Annotated in this window: 20 protein-coding genes; 14 read left to right on the top strand and 6 right to left on the bottom strand. The window is 62.9% G+C overall.

Features of this window, described 5'->3' with window-relative positions:
* Nucleotides 1-323 precede the first annotated feature (323 nt).
* From TZ03_RS10365 to TZ03_RS10345, 5 genes are read left to right on the top strand one after another with little or no spacing between them, the layout of a single operon-like run.
* Nucleotides 324-1,367, top strand: a complete 1,044-nt coding sequence (locus tag TZ03_RS10365) for an aliphatic amidase (protein ID WP_051097508.1) — start codon at nucleotides 324-326, stop codon at nucleotides 1,365-1,367.
* Nucleotides 1,368-1,421: 54 nt separating this feature from the next.
* Nucleotides 1,422-2,543 (top strand): AAA family ATPase, encoded by a 1,122-nt coding sequence (locus tag TZ03_RS10360; protein WP_051097507.1) that lies wholly within the window; start codon nucleotides 1,422-1,424, stop codon nucleotides 2,541-2,543.
* 21 nt (nucleotides 2,544-2,564) lie between these two features.
* Entirely contained in the window at nucleotides 2,565-3,722 is a 1,158-nt protein-coding gene (locus TZ03_RS10355) for a transporter substrate-binding domain-containing protein (protein ID WP_051097506.1), read from the top strand.
* Nucleotides 3,719-4,303, top strand: coding sequence for an ANTAR domain-containing response regulator (locus tag TZ03_RS10350; protein ID WP_051097505.1), 585 nt, complete (start codon nucleotides 3,719-3,721; stop codon nucleotides 4,301-4,303). Before TZ03_RS10355 ends, TZ03_RS10350 begins: the two co-directional genes overlap by 4 nt.
* Before the next feature lie 12 nt (nucleotides 4,304-4,315).
* Nucleotides 4,316-4,828 carry an AmiS/UreI family transporter gene (locus TZ03_RS10345; protein WP_051097504.1) on the top strand — a complete coding sequence of 171 codons (513 nt, stop codon included), beginning with the start codon at nucleotides 4,316-4,318 and terminating at the stop codon, nucleotides 4,826-4,828.
* A 33-nt stretch (nucleotides 4,829-4,861) separates the two neighbouring features.
* On the opposite strand, the gene TZ03_RS10340 is transcribed toward TZ03_RS10345, so the two are convergent.
* The gene (locus TZ03_RS10340) at nucleotides 4,862-5,923 is read right to left on the bottom strand and encodes a YeiH family protein (RefSeq protein ID WP_051097503.1); all 1,062 of its coding nucleotides are present in this window, start codon (nucleotides 5,921-5,923) and stop codon (nucleotides 4,862-4,864) included.
* A gap of 111 nt (nucleotides 5,924-6,034) precedes the next feature.
* On the opposite strand from TZ03_RS10340, the gene TZ03_RS10335 reads away from it, so the two are divergent.
* Nucleotides 6,035-6,922 (top strand): LysR family transcriptional regulator, encoded by an 888-nt coding sequence (locus tag TZ03_RS10335; protein ID WP_051097502.1) that lies wholly within the window; start codon nucleotides 6,035-6,037, stop codon nucleotides 6,920-6,922.
* 164 nt (nucleotides 6,923-7,086) lie between these two features.
* Here TZ03_RS10335 and pncB read toward each other — a convergent pair whose 3' ends face one another.
* Both pncB and TZ03_RS10325 read right to left on the bottom strand, forming a co-directional pair.
* A complete protein-coding gene (gene pncB, locus TZ03_RS10330) occupies nucleotides 7,087-8,286 on the bottom strand; it encodes a nicotinate phosphoribosyltransferase (RefSeq protein ID WP_051097501.1) in 1,200 nt (399 codons plus the stop codon).
* Nucleotides 8,283-8,933, bottom strand: coding sequence for an isochorismatase family protein (locus TZ03_RS10325; protein WP_051097500.1), 651 nt, complete (start codon nucleotides 8,931-8,933; stop codon nucleotides 8,283-8,285). Before TZ03_RS10325 ends, pncB begins: the two co-directional genes overlap by 4 nt.
* 138 nt (nucleotides 8,934-9,071) lie before the next feature.
* Between TZ03_RS10325 and TZ03_RS10320 the strand changes: the two genes are divergently transcribed.
* Nucleotides 9,072-9,776, top strand: a complete 705-nt coding sequence (locus TZ03_RS10320; RefSeq protein WP_051097499.1) for an NUDIX domain-containing protein — start codon at nucleotides 9,072-9,074, stop codon at nucleotides 9,774-9,776.
* Nucleotides 9,777-10,384: 608 nt separating this feature from the next.
* Nucleotides 10,385-10,510, top strand: coding sequence for a hypothetical protein (locus tag TZ03_RS31735; RefSeq protein ID WP_269082546.1), 126 nt, complete (start codon nucleotides 10,385-10,387; stop codon nucleotides 10,508-10,510).
* Here TZ03_RS31735 and ppnN read toward each other — a convergent pair.
* Nucleotides 10,492-11,865 carry a nucleotide 5'-monophosphate nucleosidase PpnN gene (gene ppnN, locus TZ03_RS10315; protein WP_051097498.1) on the bottom strand — a complete coding sequence of 458 codons (1,374 nt, stop codon included), beginning with the start codon at nucleotides 11,863-11,865 and terminating at the stop codon, nucleotides 10,492-10,494. The genes TZ03_RS31735 and ppnN overlap by 19 nt on opposite strands.
* A 121-nt stretch (nucleotides 11,866-11,986) precedes the next feature.
* Complete coding sequence (locus TZ03_RS10310) at nucleotides 11,987-13,753, bottom strand: NAD(P)H dependent flavin oxidoreductase family protein (protein WP_051097497.1); 1,767 nt, start codon at nucleotides 13,751-13,753, stop codon at nucleotides 11,987-11,989.
* On the opposite strand from TZ03_RS10310, the gene TZ03_RS10305 reads away from it, so the two are divergent.
* Nucleotides 13,754-15,265: a PLP-dependent aminotransferase family protein gene (locus tag TZ03_RS10305; RefSeq protein ID WP_051097496.1), complete on the top strand. Its 1,512-nt coding sequence runs from the start codon at nucleotides 13,754-13,756 to the stop codon at nucleotides 15,263-15,265.
* A gap of 263 nt (nucleotides 15,266-15,528) precedes the next feature.
* Here TZ03_RS10305 and TZ03_RS10300 read toward each other — a convergent pair whose 3' ends face one another.
* A complete protein-coding gene (locus TZ03_RS10300) occupies nucleotides 15,529-16,770 on the bottom strand; it encodes a DUF1835 domain-containing protein (RefSeq protein WP_051097495.1) in 1,242 nt (413 codons plus the stop codon).
* Between the two features lie 227 nt (nucleotides 16,771-16,997).
* Here TZ03_RS10300 and TZ03_RS10295 point away from each other — a divergent pair, with 227 nt between their 5' ends.
* From TZ03_RS10295 to TZ03_RS10280, 5 genes are all read left to right on the top strand, one after another.
* Nucleotides 16,998-17,894: an alpha/beta fold hydrolase gene (locus TZ03_RS10295; RefSeq protein ID WP_051097494.1), complete on the top strand. Its 897-nt coding sequence runs from the start codon at nucleotides 16,998-17,000 to the stop codon at nucleotides 17,892-17,894.
* A 44-nt stretch (nucleotides 17,895-17,938) separates the two neighbouring features.
* Nucleotides 17,939-18,844, top strand: coding sequence for a LysR substrate-binding domain-containing protein (locus TZ03_RS10290; protein ID WP_051097493.1), 906 nt, complete (start codon nucleotides 17,939-17,941; stop codon nucleotides 18,842-18,844).
* A gap of 89 nt (nucleotides 18,845-18,933) precedes the next feature.
* On the top strand, nucleotides 18,934-19,638 hold the full coding sequence (locus TZ03_RS10285) for an SDR family oxidoreductase (protein ID WP_051097492.1): 705 nt from the start codon (nucleotides 18,934-18,936) through the stop codon (nucleotides 19,636-19,638).
* Between the two features lie 351 nt (nucleotides 19,639-19,989).
* Nucleotides 19,990-20,391, top strand: a complete 402-nt coding sequence (locus TZ03_RS31955) for a Tar ligand binding domain-containing protein (protein ID WP_414860306.1) — start codon at nucleotides 19,990-19,992, stop codon at nucleotides 20,389-20,391.
* 61 nt (nucleotides 20,392-20,452) lie between these two features.
* Nucleotides 20,453-21,613, top strand: coding sequence for a methyl-accepting chemotaxis protein (locus TZ03_RS10280; RefSeq protein ID WP_414860305.1), 1,161 nt, complete (start codon nucleotides 20,453-20,455; stop codon nucleotides 21,611-21,613).
* The last annotated feature ends 13 nt before the right edge of the window (nucleotides 21,614-21,626 follow it).

The following is a 21,626-nucleotide window of genomic DNA, read 5'->3' as shown; positions in this document are numbered from 1 at the left end:
GGGCACGCCCGCTCCCACCGGTTTGGCGCTGAGCTTTGGAAATGTGCGGTCCTTGTGGGAGCGGGCTTGCCCGCGAAGGGCTGCAGAGCAGCCCCAGTAAAGTCTGTGCACATGTGGGCCTCACTCGGCGCTTGAAAAGCAACAACCGCTGAGCGCGGGTTGACAAGGCGCCATACCCGGCATATACCGTTCGTTGTCAGGAGCCGCGCATCAATGGCGATGCCGCTGCCTCCACCCCGAACCCCAAAGAGCAAATGAGCTCTCTCCGCATGCGGAGAGGGCTTTTTGTCGTCCCTGAAAAATAACAACAAGAGGTGTTCAACATGCGTCATGGTGATATTTCCAGCAGCAACGACACCGTCGGCGTTGCCGTCGTCAACTACAAGATGCCGCGCCTGCATACCCGCGATGAAGTGCTCGACAACGCCCGCAAGATCGCCGACATCATCGTCGGCATGAAGCAGGGGCTGCCGGGCATGGACCTGGTGATTTTCCCGGAGTACAGCCTGCAGGGCATCATGTACGACCCGGCGGAAATGATGGAGACCGCCGTGGCGGTGCCCGGGGTGGAAACTGAGGTTTTTGCCCAGGCCTGCCGCAAGGCCAATGTCTGGGGCGTGTTCTCTCTGACCGGCGAGCGTCATGAAGAACACCCGCGCAAGTCGCCCTACAACACCCTGGTGCTGATCGACAACAACGGCGAGATCGTACAGAAGTATCGCAAGATCATCCCCTGGTGCCCGATCGAGGGCTGGTACCCGGGCGGCCAGACCTACGTCGCCGACGGCCCCAAGGGCCTGAAGATCAGCATGATCATCTGCGATGACGGCAACTACCCGGAAATCTGGCGCGATTGTGCCATGAAAGGTGCCGAGCTGATCGTGCGTTGCCAGGGTTACATGTACCCGGCCAAGGACCAGCAGGTACTGATGGCCAAGGCCATGGCCTGGGCCAACAACTGCTACGTGGCGGTAGCCAACGCCGCCGGCTTCGATGGTGTGTATTCCTACTTCGGACACTCGGCGATCATTGGTTTCGATGGCCGCACCCTGGGCGAGTGTGGTGAAGAGGAAATGGGCATCCAGTATGCCCAGTTGTCCATCTCGCAGATTCGCGATGCGCGCCAGAACGATCAGTCGCAAAATCACCTGTACAAGATTCTGCACCGTGGCTACAGCGGCATGCACTTGTCCGGGGACGGTGACCGGGGCGTCGCCGAATGCCCGTTCGAGTTCTACCGCACCTGGGTACTGGACGCCGAAAAAGCGCGCGAGAACGTCGAGGCCCTCACCCGGCGCACCTCGGGCGTGGCGCAGTGCCCGGTCGGCAATCTTCCCTACGAAGCCCAGGAAAAGGAAGCCCGTTGAGGGGCTTGCGCAGCGTGCCCGCGGGCACGCTGTTTCACGAGTGAGGGGAAGACCATGCCGTTCTTGAATGATCTGCTGGAGCAGACGCGCCGCGACATGTCCTCCAGCACCGCACTGAATGCAGAAAACTGCCACACCCGGGCGATCGTCGAAACGCATCTGCGCAGCGACGACACGCTGCAGTCCCGGTTCCGCTTCGATGTGCCCGCTGTCATGCAGGTGCTGCGCAACGAAGTGCTGGGCCAGGACGAAGCCCTGCAGGCCATCGAAGATGTGCTCACGGTGGTGCGGGCGGACATCCTCGATCCGCGCCGGCCGCTGTTCACTGCCTTGTTCCTCGGCCCGACCGGGGTCGGCAAGACAGAGATCGTGCGCGCCCTGGCCCGCGCCCTGCACGGCGATGCCGATGCCTTCTGCCGCGTCGACATGAACACGCTGGCCCAGGAACATTACGCTGCCGCCCTGACCGGCGCACCACCGGGCTATGCTGGCGCCAAGGAAGGCCGGACGCTGTTCGACCAGACTCTGCTCGACGGCAGCCAGGGGCGCCCGGGGATCGTGTTGTTTGATGAACTGGAAAAGGCCAGTAAGGAGGCGACCCAGGCACTGCTCAATGTGTTCGACAATGGCCTGTTGCGCCTGGCGTCCGGGGAAAAGAGCTTCAATTTCCGCAACACCCTGGTGTTCATGACCAGCAACCTGGCTGCGGACGACATACGCCAGCACCGGCTGGGCCCGCTGGCCTCGCTGCGACGTTTGCTCGGTCAGCCGCCAGGGCGCCGCGAGCAGTTGCTGGGCCGGGTGCGGCGGCGCCTGGTGAAGCGTTTTTCTGCCGAGTTCGTCAACCGCATCGACAGCACCGTCGTGTTCAATGCCATCGAACAGCAGGTGAGCGAGCGCATCGTCGAACTGGAGGTGTCGCGTCTGAACCGGCGCTTGGCCAAGCACCACTGCCGCCTGGCGCTGGATGCGGCGGTGGTCGGCAAGCTGGCCAGCGAAGGGCACGATGAGGAATTCGGCGCACGTGCGCTCAAGCGCTTCATTCGCCATGAACTGGAAGTACCGCTGGCGGAGTACCTGCTCGGCAACCGCATCCCGTGCCAGGCCGAGGTGGCCTGCATCACGGTGGCCGGCCACCTCGAGCGCGGGCGCATTCGTTTTTCGATGCCTACATGATCGTTGTCATGGGACGGTGTGATGAGTAGACAAGACAGGCAATTGAAGGTGGGTTTGCTGTTCGCCGAAACCGGCGTTACCGCGGCCATCGAGCGCTCGCAACGCTGTGGCGCGCTGCTGGCGGTAGAGCAGGTGAACCGCGAGGGTGGCGTGCTGGGGCAGCCGGTGCTGACGCTGCTCGGAGACCCCGGGGGCGACCCGGACCGCTATCGCAACTTGTGCGACGACTATGTGCGTAACCACGGCGTCAGGTTGATGCTCGGTTGCTACATGTCGCATACCCGTAAAGCCGTGATGCCGGTGGTGGAGCGTGCGGACGGCTTGCTGTTCTACCCCACGCCCTACGAGGGCTTCGAATACTCGCCGAACATCATCTACGGTGGGCCTGCACCCAACCAGAACAGCGCGCCGCTGGCGGCCTACCTGACACGCCATTACGGCGCCAGGGTCGCCTTCGTTGGCTCGGACTACATCTACCCGCGGGAAAGCAATCATGTCATGCGCCACCTGTACAAGCAGCATGGTGGCGAGGTGGTGGAAGAAGCCTACATCCCGCTGTATCCCTCGGCTGACGACTTGGCCCAAGTGGTCGAGCGGGTGGTCCGCTCAGCCCCGGATGTGGTGTTCTCGACCGTGGTCGGCACCGGCACGGCAAGTTTCTACCAGGCCTTGGCGCAGCGCTATGGCAACGGCGCGCGGCCGCCTATCGCCAGCCTGACCACCAGCGAGGCGGAAATTGCCGAAATGGGCAGCGAGGTGGCCCGCGGCAACATTGTGGTGGCGCCGTACTTCACCAGCGTCGAGTCAGCCGAGAGCAGCGCGTTCGTCAGCCAGTGCCGGGCGTTCTTCCCCGCAGACGTGCGCATCACCGCCTGGGCAGAGGCGGCCTATAGCCAGATGCGCATGCTGTGCCAGGCGGTGAATGCCACCGGCAGCCTGGAGGTGGAGGTAATCCGCAGTCACTTATACCGCATGAGCCTGGACAGCCCTCAGGGCAGGGTGCATGTGGAGCAGCAGAACAACCATTCGCATCTGTTCGCGCGCATCGGCGAGATCGATGCGCACGGGCAGATCTGCATCAAATGGCAATCGCCGACAGCCATCCGTCCCGACCCTTATGTGGTGGTGCACAATCTGGATGACTGGAGCGCGTGCATGGACGGAGGAGGGCCCTCATGAGCACCTCGAACATCCTGAGCACGCTGCGTGAGCTGAATGTGGGCATCGTTTGCCCGCCCAGTGAAATCACCGATGCCTTGGTGTTGCAGCTCATGCGTATCGGTTGTTCGGTGAAGCAGCATTGGCCACCACCCAAGGCGTTCGACACGCCAACCGACCTTGTCTTCTGCGGCGTGTTCGAGGGGCGCCACCATGCCGAACTGGGCAAACTGCTGGCCCAGGGCGGGGTACGCCTGACCGCCATCGCGCTGGTGGAGTACGAAAGCCCGACCATCCTGTCGCAGATACTGGAGCTGGGCTGCCATGGCGTGATGGTGCTGCCGCTGGATAGCCACAAGGTGCTGCCGGCGCTGGTATGCGCCAGAAGCAACAGTGAGGCCTACGCCAGGTTGATGCTGAAGCACGCCCAACTGCAGGAGCGCCTGGAGCACCAGGCCGACATCAACAAGGCCAAGGTGCTGCTGATGGCGGCCCAAGGCTGGGCGGAGCCCGAAGCGCATGCCTACCTGTCGAAAGAGGCGATGAAGCAGCGGGTGTCGATGCTGGAAATGGCGAGAAAAACCCTAAAACAATACCAATGAGAAGAGGTTGCCATGTTGTACGGACTGGTTCTGCTGTACGTCGGTGCGGTGTTGTTCATCAACAGCATCTGGCTGATGGGGCGTATCACCGACCGGGAAGTGGCGGTGATCAATTTATTTGTCGGCTTGCTCAGCCTGTTGGTCGCGGTGTACCTGATCTTCGTGGTGGCTACGGCCGAGAGCGTCAAGGCCGGGGCCTTGACCATTCTGTTCGCCTTCACCTACCTGTGGGTGGCGGCCAACCAACTGCTGCAGGTCGATGGCCGCGGGCTGGGCTGGTTCTGCCTGTTTGTCAGCGTGACGGCGCTGGTGGTGACGGTCAGCTCCATCCCCGGCGCCGAGGGCCTGATGAAGGTGTGGGATGTACTGAACTGGGCGGCGTGGACGGTGCTGTGGTTCAGCTTTTTCCTGTTGCTGGCGCTGGCCAGGAAGATCCAGCGGCTGGTGGCGGTGATGACCATGGCGTGCGCGATATTCACGGCCTGGGTGCCAGGGTTGCTGATCTTGTGGCAGCAGATGGGCTGAGGCCCTGCGCGAAGCAGGCGCCTAGCCCTCAAGTCATCCCAGCAGCTTTTGCACGCCAAGGGTAATGGCCAGGCCACCCCCCACCAGCCACAGGTTGAGAATCGCCCCGGTGGCCAGTGCCCGCGGCCCGGCCTGGCGAATCTGGCTGAAGCGTGTCTCCATGCCCAGCGCGGTCATGGCCATGGTCAGGGCAAAGGTGTCGAAGCTGTTGAGCGCCTGTGTCACGCTGCCGGGCAGCACCTGCAACGAATTCACCAGCACCAGCGCGAGGAAGCCGAAGGCGAACCAGGGCATGGCGATACGCCCGTTGCCCTGCGCCTGGCCCGGCTGGCGCGAGCGGCTGATCCACAGGCCCACCACCAATAGCACCGGCACCAGCAGCATCACTCGGGTCATCTTGACGATGGTGGCGACATGCGTGGCATCGGGGCTGACGTTACTTGCCGCGCCCACCACCTGGGCTACCTCGTGAATGGTGCCGCCGAGGAACAACCCGGCACCCAAGGTGTCCAGTTGCAACCAGCCGGCGTTGATCGCCAGCGGGTAGAGGAACATCGACAGCGTGCCGAACAGCACCACGCTACCGACGGCCATGGCACTTTTGTGCGGGGCGCTGCGCAGTGCCGATTCGAAGGCCAGCACCGCGGCGGCGCCGCAGATGGCGCTGCCGGCGGCTGTCAGCAAGGCGGTATCACGGTCAAGCTTGAACAGCTTCGTGCCACACCACAGGCCGATCAGTAGCGTGCTGGACACCACCAGCACCGACACGATGAGCCCAGACCAGCCGACTTCGGCGATTTCCTGCAGGCTTACGCGCAGGCCAAACAAGGCCACGGCAATGCGCAGCAGGCCGCGGGCGGAAAAGTTGATGCCAGCCGCCCAGCTCGCCGGCACCCCGTCGCGTAGCGCATTACCGTACAGCGCACCCGCGACAATACCGACGATCAGCGGGCTGATGCCCAGGTTGGCAATGACCGGCAAGGCGGCCAGCTGGGTCACCGCAAGCGCGAACAGCGCAACGAACAGGATGCCATTGAGCCGCCCGCGGGTGGACAGGGTGGGCGCAAAAGCAGGGTTGGACGGAACCGTGGCCATGTGAGTCCTCCGGAAAGGTGTTTCGACAAGGCCTAAGCTAATCTGGTTATAAGCTTATAAAAAATCGTAATTTAGGATGGCAAATATCCGTTTAGCTGATATTTTTTAATCATGACCCCGGAACAGCTGATAACTTTCGCCACCGTCGCCGAGCACGGCAACATCAGCCATGCGGCGCAGGCCCTGCACCTGTCGCAGCCGGCGGTGTCCGGCCAGCTCAAACTGTTGCAAGAGGCCTTTGGCGAGCCTCTGTATCAACGCGCTGGCCGTGGTGTGCGGCTGACGGCGGCGGGCGAGCAGTTGCTGGCCCATGCCGAGCGCCTGCGCGAAACCTTCCGCCAGGCCCAGGCGCTGCGCGAGGCCATGCGCGGGTTGGAGCGTGGTACCTTGCGCATCGGCGCCAGCACCACGCCGGCCAGCTACCTGCTGCCTTACTTGATTGCCGATTTTCACGGGCGCTATCCCGACGTGCTGGTAACCACCTCACATGGCAACACGGCGGAGATCGTCGCCGCGTTGGACGCTGTCGATATTGCCCTGATCGAAGGCCCGCCCGGGCAGGAACTGCCATTGGGCACGGGAGTGACGGCGTGGCGCGAGGACGAGATTGTGGCCATCGTGTCGCGTGGGCACCCCTTGGCTGATAGTGATCAGCAGACACTGGCATCGCTGGGGGCCTACCCGTTGGTACTGCGCGAGAGCGGCTCGGGCGTGCGGCAGATCGTCGAGCGGGCGTTTGCCCGTAGCGGTGTGGCGATGCGCGTGGCGCTGGAGATCGCTGGAGTGGAAGGGGTGAAGGAGGCGGTGCGGGCCGGGATGGGGATTGGTTTTGTGTCGGCGATGTCGATCCGGCATGAGGATGGGGTGTTGCACCGGTTGCAAGTTGCCCCGGAACCTTTGGTCAGGCGGTTTTCCATACTGATGCCGCATGCGGCCACACCGTCGCGGGCGGCGGCTCGGTTTCTCGAGTTGTGTGTGGGCCTGCAAGAGATGGGGTGAATGTACTGGCGCCTTCGCGGGTGAACCCGCTCCCACAGGTACAGCACAGGTTCAAGGGCATTGTGTGTTGGCCTGCAAGAGCTGGGTGAATGTGTACAGGTTTCAAGGGCAATGATATCTCTGTGGGAGCGGGTTTACCCGCGAAGGGGCCAGTACAGGCAACATCAATTCAACTGAAAGACATGCTTCAGGTAAGCAACGAAGTTCTCATCCCGGCATTGCGTCTTGCCTGGGCTATCGGAGATCTTCGCCACTGGCGCCCCATTGCACGCGGTCATCTTGATCACGATGTTCATCGGCTCCACCCCTGGGATATCGCAGGTCAGCCGGGTACCAATGCCAAAGCTCACATTGATCCGCTCATGCAACGCCCGGTACAGCCCCAGCGCCTTGGCGACGTCCAGCCCGTCGGAAAAGATCAGGGTCTTGCTTTTCGGGTCGAGCCCCAGCCGCTCGTAGTGGGCGATAGCCTTTTCCGCCCAGGCCAGCGGGTCGCCCGAGTCGTGCCGCAGGCCATCGAACAGCTTGGCAAAGTACAAGTCGAAATCGCCCAGAAACGCGTCCATGGTGATGCAGTCGGTCAGGGCTATGCCCAGCAGCCCCCGATACTCCCGCACCCAGCATTCCAGCGCGGCGGCTTGGCTATCGACCAGACGTGGGCCGAGCTGCTGGTGGGCCATGAACCATTCGTGGGCCATGGTGCCGAGTGGCTTGAGTTGGTATTCGCGGGCCAGGTGCACATTGCTGGTGCCGACGAAGCGCCCCGGGAAGTCGTGCTTGAGTATGTGCACAACCTCTTCCTGAACTCGATAGGAGAAGCGCCGCCGCGTACCAAAGTCCGCCAGCTGAAAGCCGGCCAACTCATCGGCACTGGCCTCGGCCTTCAGCCAGTCGAGCTTCTGGTACAGGCGTTCGCCGACCTGCTCGATCACCACCTCGCGGTAGCGGTAGCGGTTGCGCACCTCACTGATGATCGCCAGCAGCGGGATTTCGTAGAGGATCACGTGCAACCATGGCCCGTGCACGCGGATTGCCAGTTGCCCGGCATCGTCCAGGCCTACCTGCACATAGCGCAGATTGAAGCGGAACAGGCTGAGAAAGCGGATGAAGTCCGGCTTGATGAACGGGATCTTTTCCAGGTAGGCCAACTGGTCGTGGGTGACGCTGATGTCGGCCAGTTGCTCGATCTGGTAACGGATTTCCGCCAGGTAGGGCGCGAGGTTCTCGCCGTTACGGCAACGAAACTCCCATTCCACTTCGGCGTTGGGATAGTTGTGCAGCACCGCCTGCATCATGGTGATCTTGTAGAAGTCTGTATCCAGCAGGTTCTGGATGATGCGTGGGCCGAAAACGCTGTCGTTCATGGGCGGTCTTCCTTGATCAAGGCAAGCTGGTGGTCAAGCGCGGCCTCGTCGCCGCAGAGGATCACGCCCTCGGCGGCCAAGGCACCACACGCCTCGATGGCGCCTGCCTGAGTGAGGGCGCGGCAGGCCGGCAGGTACAGCAGCACCTGGAAACCAGCCTGGCGCAATTGGCGGGCGGTGGTCTTGACGCAGTAGTCCAGGGCCAGGCCGCCGACGATCACTGTGTCTACCTGCTGCACCTTGAGGTACTCGATCACGCCGGTGGAGCGCCGCTCGGCCAGGTCGTGGTAACAGGCGCCGTAGGGGTGCAGGTCGGGTTCGACGCCTTTCCAGACGAAATAGTCGTAGTCGATCGGGGCGGGTAGGCCGGGTAGCAGCTCGAAGCCCGGGGTGCCGGGGACGCAGTGGCTGACCCAGGTCAGGTCGGCGTTGGCCAGTTGCAGGGGTTGCAGCATGTGCGCGGGGTCGGCAACTACCCAGGCGGCGTTGGCCGGGTGGGCGTCCTTGCTGCCCAGGCGCAAGTCTGCGCGTAGAGCCATGGTATTCAGGTCAACCGCGATTTCGTCGCCTTCGGGGACGGGCAGCTCTTGCGGAGCGTTATTGGTGAAGCCGTTCTGCGCGTCGACATCGAAACTGGCGATCTTCATGGCGGTTCTCCTTGCTGGAATGACTATATAATTCACTTGGTAAATTAAGTGTGTCAAGTGTCATTTGATGCTGGATTAGTGGTTGCCTTACTTAGATGCTCTGGTGGATTATTGGCTGACTGAAAAAGGAGTTGCCCGGTGAGTACAGTCGAAGTCCTGGCCAGTGTCGATATCGTCGCCCTGCGCCTGGCCCCTGATGCCCAGCATCTTCAGGTGTTGTTGCACCGCCGTGAGCGTGAGCCGCATGTCGGCCAGTGGGCTTTGCCCGGCGTGATCGTCAATGGCCGCATCCCCGATACCAGCCTGGAAGGTGCTGCCGAGCGCGCCTTGCGCGAGAAAGCGCAGATTGTCCCTCGCTACATGGAGCAGGTGGGCACCGAGGGCAACGCCTTCCGCGACCCGCGCGGTTGGTCGCTCAGTACTTACTACATGGCCTTGCTCGGGCCAGGACAGGCGGTGGAGGACGAACAGTTGGCGTTTTTCGACTTGGACAGCGTGCTGGGGCGCAAGGTGCTGTTGCCGTTCGACCATAACCTGCTGGTGGAGCGCGCCCGTGAGCGGCTGGCGGCAAAGACGGTATACAGCAGTCTGCCGCTGTACCTGTTGGCGGAGAAATTCACCGTGCTGGATGCGCTCGGGGCGCTACAGGCGTGCCTGGGACAGGGGGTGAACAGCACGTCGGTGCGCAAACGGCTGGAACGCTTGCGTGAGCTGGGGTGGGTGAGGGACACCGGAGAAAAGAACCAGCCTAAGCTGGGTAGGCCACAGCAGTTGTATCAGTACACCCCTCAGGGCGAGCGAGTGTTCATGTTCGATCGCAGTCTATTGCCTGAAGGTGCGTAGTTTTCTGTCGTGCCCGTGCCCGTGCTCTTGCTTCGGCTTTTGCTTCTAAGCGCGCGATAGTTCAGGCGCTGCAGATTGCGACTTCAGGAGGCCGAGCGGAGGGCATGCGGAGGGAGGTGACGGGCATGGATGCCCGTCAAGCGCTGAGGCCCCATGGATGGGGCCTGCAGCGCGTACTCCCGGGAGCATGCCCGTAGCGAGGGGACCCCGGAGCGCAGCGTAGGGGCCGGATGATGGGAGCGGGCGGCTTTGGTTACTTTGGCCAAGACCAAAGTAACCCGCCGGAAGGGCGGAAAGGTGACTTGGCGCCACCATCGCCAATGAATGTTGACCTCGTTGTTGATGCCCATGTCTGAAGGCGAAAGGCGAAAGGCGGCAAAGTGCTGGTTTCGATCTCGCGCATAGTCCATTTGCGATGGCGACGCTAACTCACCTTTTCGCCTTACGGCGAGTCACTTTTTGTCAAACGCGACAAAAAGTAACCAAAAAACGCTGCTCCCATCATCCGGCCCCTGCGCTGCGCTCCGGGGTTCCCTCACTCCGGCCTTGCTCCCGGGAGTACGCGCTGCAGGCCCCATCCATGGGGCCTCAGCGCTTGACGGGCATCCATGCCCGTCACCTCCCTCCGCAAGGCCTGCGTTCGGCCTCCTGAAGTCGCGAAGATCAAGATCAAGATCAAGATCAAGATCAAGATCAAGATCAAGATCAAAAGCTATCAGGTCGTCACCTGGTAGCACGGTACATATGCCGCGCCGCCGGGCAATTTCATCCGGTGCTGGTCGACGAACGCCTGCAACAGCCGGCCCAGCGGGTCCAGCACGGCACTGTCGCCACGGATCTGATATGGCCCGTGCTCTTCGATCAGGCGGATGCCCTTGTCCTTGACGTTGCCCGCGACAATGCCGGAAAACGCCCGGCGCAGGTTGGCGGCCAGTTCATGGGCCGGCAGGTCGCGGCGTAGGTCCAGGTCGGCCATGGCCTGGTGCGTTGGGTCGAATGGGCGCTGGAAGCTCTCCTCGATCTTCAGCAGCCAGTTGAAGTGGAAGGCATCGTTGCGCTCGCGGCGGAACTGCTTGACCGCCTTGAGCCCTTCGACCATGTGCCGGGCGACTTCCGCCGGGTCGTCGATGATGATTTCGTACAAGCGGTGCGCCGCCTCACCCAGGGTGGCACCGACAAAGGCGTGCAACTGTTGCAGGTAGGGCTCGGCACTGCGCGGGCCGGTGAGCACCACCGGGAACGGCAGGTCCTGGTTGTCCGGGTGCATGAGGATGCCCAGCAGGTAGAGGAACTCCTCGGCCGTACCGGCCCCCCCGGGGAAGATGATGATGCCGTGGCCGACACGCACGAAGGCTTCCAGGCGCTTCTCGATGTCCGGCAGGATCACCAGCTCGTTGACGATCGGGTTGGGCGCTTCGGCGGCGATGATGCCCGGCTCGGTCAGGCCCAGGTAGCGGCTGCCATGCATGCGCTGCTTGGCATGGGCGATGGTGGCGCCCTTCATCGGGCCCTTCATCACGCCCGGGCCGCAGCCGGTGCAGACGTCCAGCTTGCGCAGGCCCAGCTCGTGACCAACCTTCTTGGTGTACTGGTATTCCTCGGTGCTGATCGAGTGGCCGCCCCAGCACACCACCATCTTCGGCTCCACGCCCGGGCGCAGGGTGCGGGCGTTGCGCAGCAGGTGGAAAACATAGTCGGTGATGCCCTGGGAGCTTTCCAGGTCGATGCGCTGGCTGGCCAGCTCGCTTTCGGTGTAGACGATGTCGCGCAGGGCGCTGAACAGCATTTCACGGGTGCTGGCGATCATCTCGCCATCGACGAAGGCGTCGGCGGGGGCATTCAGCAGCTCCAGGCGCACGCCGCGGTCTTGTTGGTGGATGCGCACCTCGAAGTCCTGGTAGGCCTCGAGGATGGTCTTGGCATTGTCGACATGGGCGCCGGTGTTGAGGATGGCCAGGGCGCACTGGCGGAACAGGGTGTACAGGCTACCGGTACCGACTTCACTCAGTTGCTGCACTTCACGTTGTGACAGCGTCTCCAGGCTGCCTTTGGGGCTGACGGATGCATTGATGACATGGCGTTGAGGCATCTAAGTCTTTCCTGTGCGGGTAAAACATCCTTCTTTGACAACACCATACCGAGAAATGCGGGCGGCAACGAGAGGGGCGCTGAAAAAGCCTCGAGACAGTGGCGCCTACATGGACCGCGGATCACGCCGCCGCGGTCGCAATCGGCTTGGCTTCAGCGATCAGGATGTCTTCGAAAAACGCCCCAACTGGCTCGGTGGGGTGGCACAACTGTATCTCCAGCACCCAGACTACCTCGCTCGGTACGATTTCCACTTCGGCCAGTTTGTCCTGCCCATACAGAACATGGGGGAAGTCGGCGATGCGATGCCCTGCCAGGTTGCGCTCCAGCTGCCAGCCTTTCGCCTGGGCGCTGCGTTCGGCTACGTCATACAGTTCGCGTCCGCTCAGCCCGCGGCCCCAGGCCTGGCGAGTCTCGTCGAACACTTCATGCAGTGCCTTGACGCAGGCCTGATGCAGAGGGTGCTCGCCAAACACGAAGGTGTCGCCGTAGTCGCCTTCATAGCCATCCCATACCGGGCCGACATCGACCACAACGATGTCCGTGGTACGTAATACACGTTGCAAATCAATACCTTGGCGAGGCGTGCACACGGTGTCGTCGCCAAAGCGGATGTAGGTCGGGTGCCAGGTGTGTGACGCGCCCATCGCCTGCAAGGTTTGCGCAGCCATCTCCAGTGCCTGGGCAGTGGTCATGCCGACCTGCAGTTGGCTGGCGATCGCGGCCACGGCCCGTACCGATTGTTCACGGGCAGCGAGCATGCCGTCCAGCGAGTAGCGTGGGCCGACTTTTTCCAGCTCCGGGTGTAATGCGCTGGGTAACCCAGCTTCGGCTGCCACAGCACCGCTGGCTACGAAAGCCTCCGCGACGAAACGGTGGGCTTGCACGCCTGCAGCAAGGCACTGTTCACGAGCCTGGCTGATCATCGCGGCATTGCCGCAGGCATAGACCTGGGTATCTGCCCAGCGATGCGCCTGGGTCAGTGCCACTTGCTGCACGCGCGCCTGGGGCGAGAATATCGGGTGCCAGCGAAAGTGCGGATGTGCATGGCTGGCCTGGTCGAGAAACTCCCGATCATAGAAGTCCGCCGCTGAGGAACCGCCCCAGTACAGCGTCACCTCTGCAGCGCGGGCCAGGGCCGTCAGTAGCAAGGGTTTGATGCCGGCGTAACCTGTGCCGGTGGCGAACAGCACCAAGGGGCGTTGGTCATCGTGTTGCCAGGTGCAGGCGCCCACCGGCCCTTCGAGCTGCAGTGCATCGCCGGTTTGCAACATTGGCAGCAGGTGTTCGGTAAACAGGCCGCCGCTGACCCTGCGGATATGAAAAACCAATTGCCCCTGGTCCTGGGCGGGCAGATTGGCGATGGAGAAACAGCGACTGTCGCCGTTGTTCAGGCGAAAGCGTACGTACTGGCCCGCCCGTACTTCGAGCGGCTGCGCGGGCAGCAGCACCAGCTCGATGATATCGGTGCTCAGGGCGCGTTTGCTGACCACTTGCGCGCTGGTTTTCAGCGCTGGAGCGTCCAGCGACCAGCCGGGAATCTCCAGGCGCATGTCGCTGCAGGCATGGCTCTGGCACAGCAGCATCTCGTCGGCGGCCAGGGGATAGGAGGGCGCGGGCGTGTCTGCAGCCCGCTGCTTGTCCCGATATTGCCCCGACACCACCCTGACCTTGCATGATCCGCAGGCGCCGCGGCGACAGGAGAAGGGCACCGGCAGGCCGCTGGCGAGCATGGCATCGAGCAGCAGTTCTTGCGTGGCTTCGAAGGTTTTGCCCGAGGGCGACAATTCAATGACGTGGTGGCTGTGCATGAACACCTCGGGGCAAATGGAGGTTTGATTGTTGCTATAGTCCAGGACCAGTAGAACCTCCAGTTTCGAGTAATTCACATGGTCCAGCTTCGCAAATGGCAGCCGCTGCTCAAGCTCGACGGGGCTCAGGCGCAGGCGTCGTACAGGCAGATCGTCGAGGGGCTGGTGGCCGCGATCACCGAGGGCCGCCTGCGTCCCGGCGCACCGCTGCCCGGCACGCGAGAAATGGCGCAACTGCTCAACGTCAATCGCAAGACGGTGATCCTCGCCTACGAGGAAGCCGAAACCAAAGGCTGGCTGCAAAGCGTGCAACGCCGGGGCACCTTTGTCAGCCAGCAGTTGGCGGCTGGCACACTGACCAAGCCCGATGCCGCGCAGCCCTTTGCCCTGGAACTGCGAGAAGAACCGGCCGTTGCCTACTTCACGGCGAACGAACAGGCTGCAGCGCAGCAGGGGCAGCCAGGTGCGTTGTTCTTCGACAATGGCGCCTGTGACCACCGCCTGCTGCCACAGGCCGTTCTGCACCGTTATTACCGCAATGCCTTGCGCAGCAGCTTCGCCAGTAACAGCGTGCGCCATGGTAGCGAATGCAGCAGCCGCTACCTGCGCGCCGCCCTGGCCGACATGCTGCGGCACAATCGCAGCCTGAGCGTTGGCGCCGAACATATCTGCCTGACCCAAGGTGTGCAGATGTCGCTGTACCTGGTGGCCAGCGTGTTGCTCAAGCCCGGTGACGTCGTGCTGGTCGAGCGCCTGAGCTATCCCCCCGCTTGGGAGATTTTCCGCCAACTGGGTGCTCGGCTGGTCACCGTGGACCTGGACGATGAGGGCTGCCGGGTCGATCAGCTCGATGCCCTGTGCCGGCTGCATGAGGTGCGGATGCTGTACATCACACCCCATCACCAGTTCCCGACCACAGTCAGCTTGCCTGCCGGGCGCCGACAGCGGCTGCTGGAACTGGCGCGGCAGCACGACTTTTGCGTGATCGAGGAAGACTACGATCATGAATACCACTTTGCCGGGCGCCCTTATCTGCCTCTGGCCAGCGACCGACAGCAGCGGCATGTGATCTATATCGGCTCGCTGTCCAAGGCCTTGGGCAGTACGTTCCGTTGCAGCTATATCGTGGCACCGGTGGAGGTGACGGCGCTCCTCGCACGAAGGGCGGCGCTGACCCTGGGGCAGGGCGATGCGGTGATGCAGCGGATGCTGGCGGACCTGATCAATGATGGCGAACTGAAGAAGCACTTGCGTCGGGTTAACCGGGAGTACCGCCGGCGCCGGGAAAGCTTGCTGGCCTGCCTGCGCGATGCTTTTGGCGAGCAGATGACCGTGCAGGTGCCGGAAGGCGGGCTGGCGCTGTGGGTGAGGTTCGATCAGTCGATCGATGTGGACCAATTGGTCGGCAAAGCCTTGGAGTTGGGCCTGGTGGTGCGCAGTGGCCGGCAGTTTTCGCCGTTTGGCCAGGTCGAGAATGCCTTGCGCCTGGGCTTTGCCTCGCTGGATCTGGATGAAATCCGGCTAGCTACCCAGCGCCTGGCCGAGGCGGCGCAGGCAATCGCGACAGCAGGTATGGTGCAATCCCTGTAGGGGATTACCGAGCCCTTAAGCAATTTGGGGCCGCTTTGCGGCCCTTCGCGGGCACGCCCGCTCCCACAGGTTTGGCGCTGAGCTTTGGAAATACGCGGTCCCTGTGGGAGCGGGCGTGCCCGCGAAGGGCTGCAGAGCAGCCCCAGTAAAGTCTGCAGAAATCTTAACTGACTGGCATCAAGGCATGCCCGGGAACACCGGCAAAGCCGGTGTCATCCAAAATCAATTGCTTAGAGTTTTTCCTGCGAGAGATAGGCCAAGCTTTAACGGCGCCACACTTCGCCATCCTCGCTGACCACCCAAGGCCTATCGGTGGCATCCACAAGCACTCCGCCTACCCAGCGTTGTGCAGGGCGCTGATCGAGCCAATGTGCCTGCCCTGTAAGAATCCGCTCGGCAAGCGCTGTCAGCCGTAGCGGCCGTTGCGCCCAGGCCTCTGCCGGGCCTTCCAGCAGCAGCGGATGCGGTGCATGGATCAACGGTTGCAACAAGACGTGGAACATCATGTCGCCCAAGTAGGGCAGGGGTTCATCATGCATCATCAGCTGGGCGAACACGCGCCCGGCCGGTAGTTCGCCGCGCGCCGCCAGCACGCGCAGCAGCAGGCGCTGCGTGAGGCTCAAACCGTCTTTTGCCCCTGGCAGCTCCTGTAGTTGCCGCGCCAGTGCCCGGCCCAGCAACGGCAAGGCCGCATGCTGACGGCTCGCCAGAGTAGCCCAGGCCTGTGGATCAGCTGCGGTGTAGGCGGCCCATGCCTGCCGGGCCAAAACCAGCGCATCTTCACCTAAGGCGCGCCGCCGCGGCCACAACCAGGCTAGCAGGTCGGGGGCCAGTTGCCCGATGCCGATGAAGCGCTCGACACCAGGCACCTGGGTGATTTCGATCAGCTCCAGTCGGCGCGGCAGGCTGGGCAGGCTGGCGAGCACGCGGATCAGGAACAACTGGTCGTAAGCGTCGCCTTCGCACCACAGCACGATCTTGCTGTCGCCGCTCAACCCGGCCAGTGCGGCGCGTTGTGCCGTCTGGCGTTGCTCGATGTCCTGGGTGCTCAGGTTGAACGCCTGTTGCACGTAGGCGCTACGAACCTGCCAATACTGTTCCTCGGGCAGTGCGGGTACGGGGCCCATGACCATGGGGTCGTCGAACATCTGGAAGGCACCGGTAAAACCGGCCGTGCGCAGGCTGTGGGCAATATCATTGCCGCAGCGCCAATGCTGCACGGCAGCCTCGTCATCGGCGGCGAAGCCGGGGTGGCGTGCCGCGAAGGCTACCGCATCGGCATGGGCCTTGAGCTTGGGCCAACTGGCAAAGCCGGCCTCACGGGCGACCAGCCATTGGGTATCGGCAAGCCGGTATTCGGGGCCGGGCAGGCCGAGCAGGCGTAACTGCTCACGGGCGTCGTCGGCCTGGTGGTTTTTCAGGGCGGTCAGCAAGCGCTTGGCGCGTTTGCGCAAGGCGGGCAGGTCGAGCAGGCCGTGGTGGCGGGAAGCATTGATGGCGGGCATGCCAACTCCTTATGGGCTCGGTCCGCCGACAAGCCGGGAGCTGGTATGAGCAGGTGATGACGCACGGCGTGGGCAACCCCTTTGCGCGGACCGCAGGCGCAGCCAGCGCCCTGGGGCTGACTTTAACGGTGCAAAGCCGCGGGTGGCAAACGATAGTTTTCCCATGTGCCGCCGAGCACCTTTATAGTGGCGAACTTTTCTCAGTTGAAGTCAAAGGAATGACCGTCATGCGTGTACCAATCCTTCTCGCGGCAATCGGGGCCATCTTGTCGTTGACCTCGGCATTGGCGGCAGCAAGCCAGCCGGCGTCTGTGGTCAACCAGCGTATTTCGGTGAAGGTCGAGGGCGCAGGCTCGGACATCATCCTGATTCCCGGGCTGGCCTCGTCGCGCAAGGTATGGGCGGGGCTCGCCGAGCAACTGCGGCAGCACTACCGCCTGCATTTGGTACAGGTCGCAGGCTTTGCCGACTCGCCTGCCGTACCAACGGCGGATGGGCGAGTAGCCGCCCCGGTGGCCGAGGCGATCGCGGACTATATTCGCGAACAGCACATCGAAGCGCCGGTGATCATTGGGCATTCCCTGGGTGGCGAGGTGGCGCTGATGCTCGGTGCGCGTCATCCCGAGCGGGTAGGGCGGCTGATGGTCGTTGACGCGCTGCCGTTCTACACCTTGTTGATTGACCCCGCAGCCACTGCCGAATCGGCCGCGCCGCACGCTGCGGCATTGCGCGATGCGACGATGACAGCACCGCTGGCGCAGGCCGAAGCGATGCAGCGCGCGGCCATTGCCCGGTTGGCCAAAACCGAAGCGGCCCGGCCTGCGCTGATCGACGCGGCGGCCCGGTCGGACCGCAAGACCGTGACCGATGCCACCTATGAGCTGATGACAACCGACCTGCGCCCGGAACTCGCCCGCATTCAGGCGCCGGTGCAGGTGGTTTATGCCTATGACGCCCTGTACGGTATCCCCGCGTCCAGCGTCGATGCGACCTTCCGTAACGCCTATATCACCACGCCAGACATCAGCTTCAAGCGCGTCGATGGCAGCTTCCATTTCATCATGCTGGATCAGCCGCAGGCATTTGCCAGCACTGTCATCGACTTCCTGGGCCAAGGAGGTTAGCCTCGACGCGATGCTGCTGATCAGCCAATAGAAAAATCATCGCCATGCCTGCAGGTTTCCCCGGATTGCCCTCACTCAATGCACTGCGCGTGTTCGAAGTGGTGGCGCGTCACTTGAACTTCCGCCTGGCGGCCGAGGAGCTCGGCGTGACCCAGGCGGCCGTTGCCCAGCAGGTTCGCGGGCTGGAAGCCGGCCTGCAGGTTCGCCTGTTCGAGCGCTTGCCGCGTGGCCTTGGCCTGACCGACGCCGGGCACGCCTACAGCAGCAGTGTGCGCAGCGCCTTGGCGATGATCGACGAAGCCACCCGGTTGCTACGCCCGGCGCCATCTCACCTCACCGTCAGCGTGACGCCAACCTTCGCCTCGAAATGGCTGATCCCCAAGCTGGGGCACTTTGCCGAGTGCAACCCCGACATCGACCTGCGGGTGCTGGCCACTGACCGGCTTTCGCATTTTCATACCGATGGCGTCGATCTTGCCGTGCGTTATGGCCAGCCGCCGTTCGGCGCCGGGCTGAACGTCGAACTGCTGATGGAGCAACAGGTCGTCGCAGTGGCGAGCCCGGCGTTGTTGGCAGAAGTGGGCTGGCCAGATGGCTTTGCGACCCTGCAGCGTTATGTAGCACTGCACGATGCCCACAACTTCTGGCCGCAGTTCTGCGCAACGGTGTTCCCTGGCCACTCGGCACCCACGGCCAGGACCGTGCGCTTCAACCAGACTTCGCTGGCAATCGACGCCACCATTGGCGGGCAGGGCATCACCCTCGCCAGCCATGCCTTCGTCAGCGACGACATCGCTGCAGGTCGGCTGGTGCAGGTGTTTCCCCAGCAACTGCGGCTGGACAAAGCGTTCTACCTGGTGTGGCCGCGCAAGGGGCAGTCGCCTGCCACCTTGCAAACTGTCACGGCGTGGTTGAAGGCTCAAGCTGACGAAAGAAAATCTACTGGATAAGCGAAGCCCGGCTGCCTCCCTCCAGGCCAACGTGGCTGCTAGTGTGAATGAACTTGCAAACACCTGGCTTGATCTTCAATGGAGGTAGCATGTCGGTAGAAAAGGTAGCAATCATCACCGCCGGTGGCAGCGGCATGGGCGCAGCGGCGGCACGGCGCCTGGCCGCCGACGGCTTCAAGGTCGCTATCCTCTCGTCTTCGGGCAAGGGCGAAGCGCTGGCCAAGGAACTGGGCGGCATCGGTGTGACCGGCAGCAACCAGTCGGTCGAGGACTTGCAGCGTCTGGTGGATGCCGTGCTCGAGCAGTGGGGGCGCGTCGATGTGCTGGTCAACAGCGCCGGCCATGGCCCGCGCGCTCCGATCCTGGAGATCAGCGACGAAGACTGGCACAAGGGGATGGACACTTACCTGCTCAATGTCATCCGCCCAACACGCCTGGTGACGCCGATCATGCAACGGCAAAAGGGTGGGGTGATCATCAACATTTCCACGGCCTGGGCGTTCGAACCCAACGAGATGTTCCCCACTTCGGCGGTGTTCCGCTCCGGCCTGGCGGCGTTCAGCAAGATTTTCGCCGACACCTATGCGGCTGACAACGTGCGGATCAACAATGTGCTCCCAGGCTGGATCGACAGCTTGCCGGCCACCGAACAGCGTCGCGACAGCGTACCGCTCAAGCGCTATGGCACCAGCGAGGAAATCGCCGCCACCATTGCTTTCCTGGCTAGCGAGGGCGCCGCCTACATCACCGGGCAGAACATCAAGGTCGACGGGGGGCTGACGCGTAGCGTCTGATTGACCGTCAGTTAGCGTCAAGGGGGCTGCTATGCAGCCCATCGCCGGCAAGCCAGCTCCCACCTCGACCGCATAGGCCTCAAGCCCTGCGCAGTACCTGTGGGAGCTGGCTTGCCGGCGATGAGGCCCGCCCAGGCAATACAAGACAGTTGCTCCCACAGGTACAGCGCAGACCTCAAAAAATGCGCGGTCTCTGGGGGGCAGTCTTGGACTCTGTTTTCGCCGGCAACATTTGTTCGGTTACCGCCCATAACTGCATCCCTGCGCCTCAAGCCTGCGCCAGCACCTCCGATAGCAGCACACCCGCCGTCGAATCATCGACCTGAAGGTGCCAACAAGGAGACTGCCCGCATGCTTGCCAACCTGAAGATCCGCACCGGAATGTTCTGGGTGCTGTCGTTGTTCAGCCTGACCCTGCTCTTTTCCACCGCCAGTGCCTGGTGGGCAGCGATGGGCAGTGACCAGCAGATCACCGAACTGGACCAGACCGCGCACCAATCGGACCGCTTGAACAATGCCTTGCTGATGGCCATTCGCGCCAGCGCCAACGTGTCTTCAGGCTTCATCGAACAGTTGGGCGGCCACGAGCAGAGTGCCAACAAGCGCATGGCGCTGTCGGTCGAGCTGAACGACAAGAGCCAGACGCTGGTTGACGAGTTCGTCGAAAACGCCCGCGAACCGGCACTCCACGCGCTGGCAACTGAGCTGCAAGCCACCTTCGGCGAGTACCAGGGCGGTAGCCGGGCAGCGTGAGGCAACCCGTCAACGCTCGCTCGAGCAGTATTTCAAGGTCAATACCGATGCCGGCAACGCCATGGGCCGGCTGCAGGCATTGCGTCAGCAACTGGTTGGTGCATTGAGCGAGCGCGGCCAACAGATCATGCTTGAATCCGACCGTCGCCTGGCCCATGCGCAAATGCTGAGCCTGGGGCTGCTGGGCCTGACGCTGTTGCTGGCGGCGCTGTGCTGGGCCTTCATCGCGCAGCGCGTGTTGCACCCGCTGCGCGAAGCCGGTCGGCATTTCCAACGTATTGCTGGCGGCGATCTGAGTGTACCGGTGCAAGGGCAGGGCACTAACGAGATCGGCCAACTGTTCCATGAACTGCAGCGTATGCAGCAGAGCCAGCGCGACACCTTGGGGCAAATCAGCAGTTGTGCCAGGCAGCTGGGCGAAGCTGCCACGGCGCTGAACGCGGTCACCGAGGAAAGCGCCAACAACCTGCGCCAGCAAGGCCAGGAGCTGGAGCAGGCCGCCACTGCCGTCACCGAAATGACCACGGCGGTGGAAGAGGTTGCGCGCAATGCCATCACTACATCGCAGACCACCAGTGAATCCAACCAGCTGGCAGCGCAAAGCCGTCAGCAAGTCAGCGAAAACATTGACGGTACCGAGGCCATGACCCGTGAGATTCAAACCAGTAGCGCACACCTGCAGCAGCTGGTTGGGCAGGTGCGCGACATCGGCAAAGTGCTGGAGGTGATCCGCTCGGTATCCGAACAAACCAACCTGCTGGCGCTCAATGCCGCCATCGAGGCCGCCCGTGCTGGCGAAGCCGGGCGTGGGTTCGCGGTGGTGGCCGACGAGGTGCGTACGCTTGCCTACCGCACACAGCAATCGACCCAGGAAATCGAGCAGATGATCGGGCGCGTGCAGACCGGTACCGAAGCGGCGGTGGCGTCGATGCAGGCCAGCACCAGCAGGGCCCAGTCGACACTGGACGTGACCTTGGCCTCGGGGCAAGTGCTGGAAGGCATCTACAGCGCGATCGGCGAGATCAACGAGCGCAACCTGGTGATAGCCAGTGCAGCCGAAGAGCAGGCCCAAGTGGCGCGGGAGGTGGACCGCAACCTGCTGAACATCCGCGAGCTGTCGACTTGTTCGGCGGCGGGGGCGCAGCAGACCAGTGAGGCGAGCAAAGCGTTGTCGGGGCTGGTAGGGGAGATGACGGCATTGGTGGGGCGGTTCAGGGTTTAGGTTTTGCAAATGA

This window comes from Pseudomonas sp. 10-1B, assembly GCF_000935045.1.
Lineage (GTDB): Bacteria > Pseudomonadota > Gammaproteobacteria > Pseudomonadales > Pseudomonadaceae > Aquipseudomonas.
This window is presented reverse-complemented; position numbering and strand designations above follow the sequence as displayed.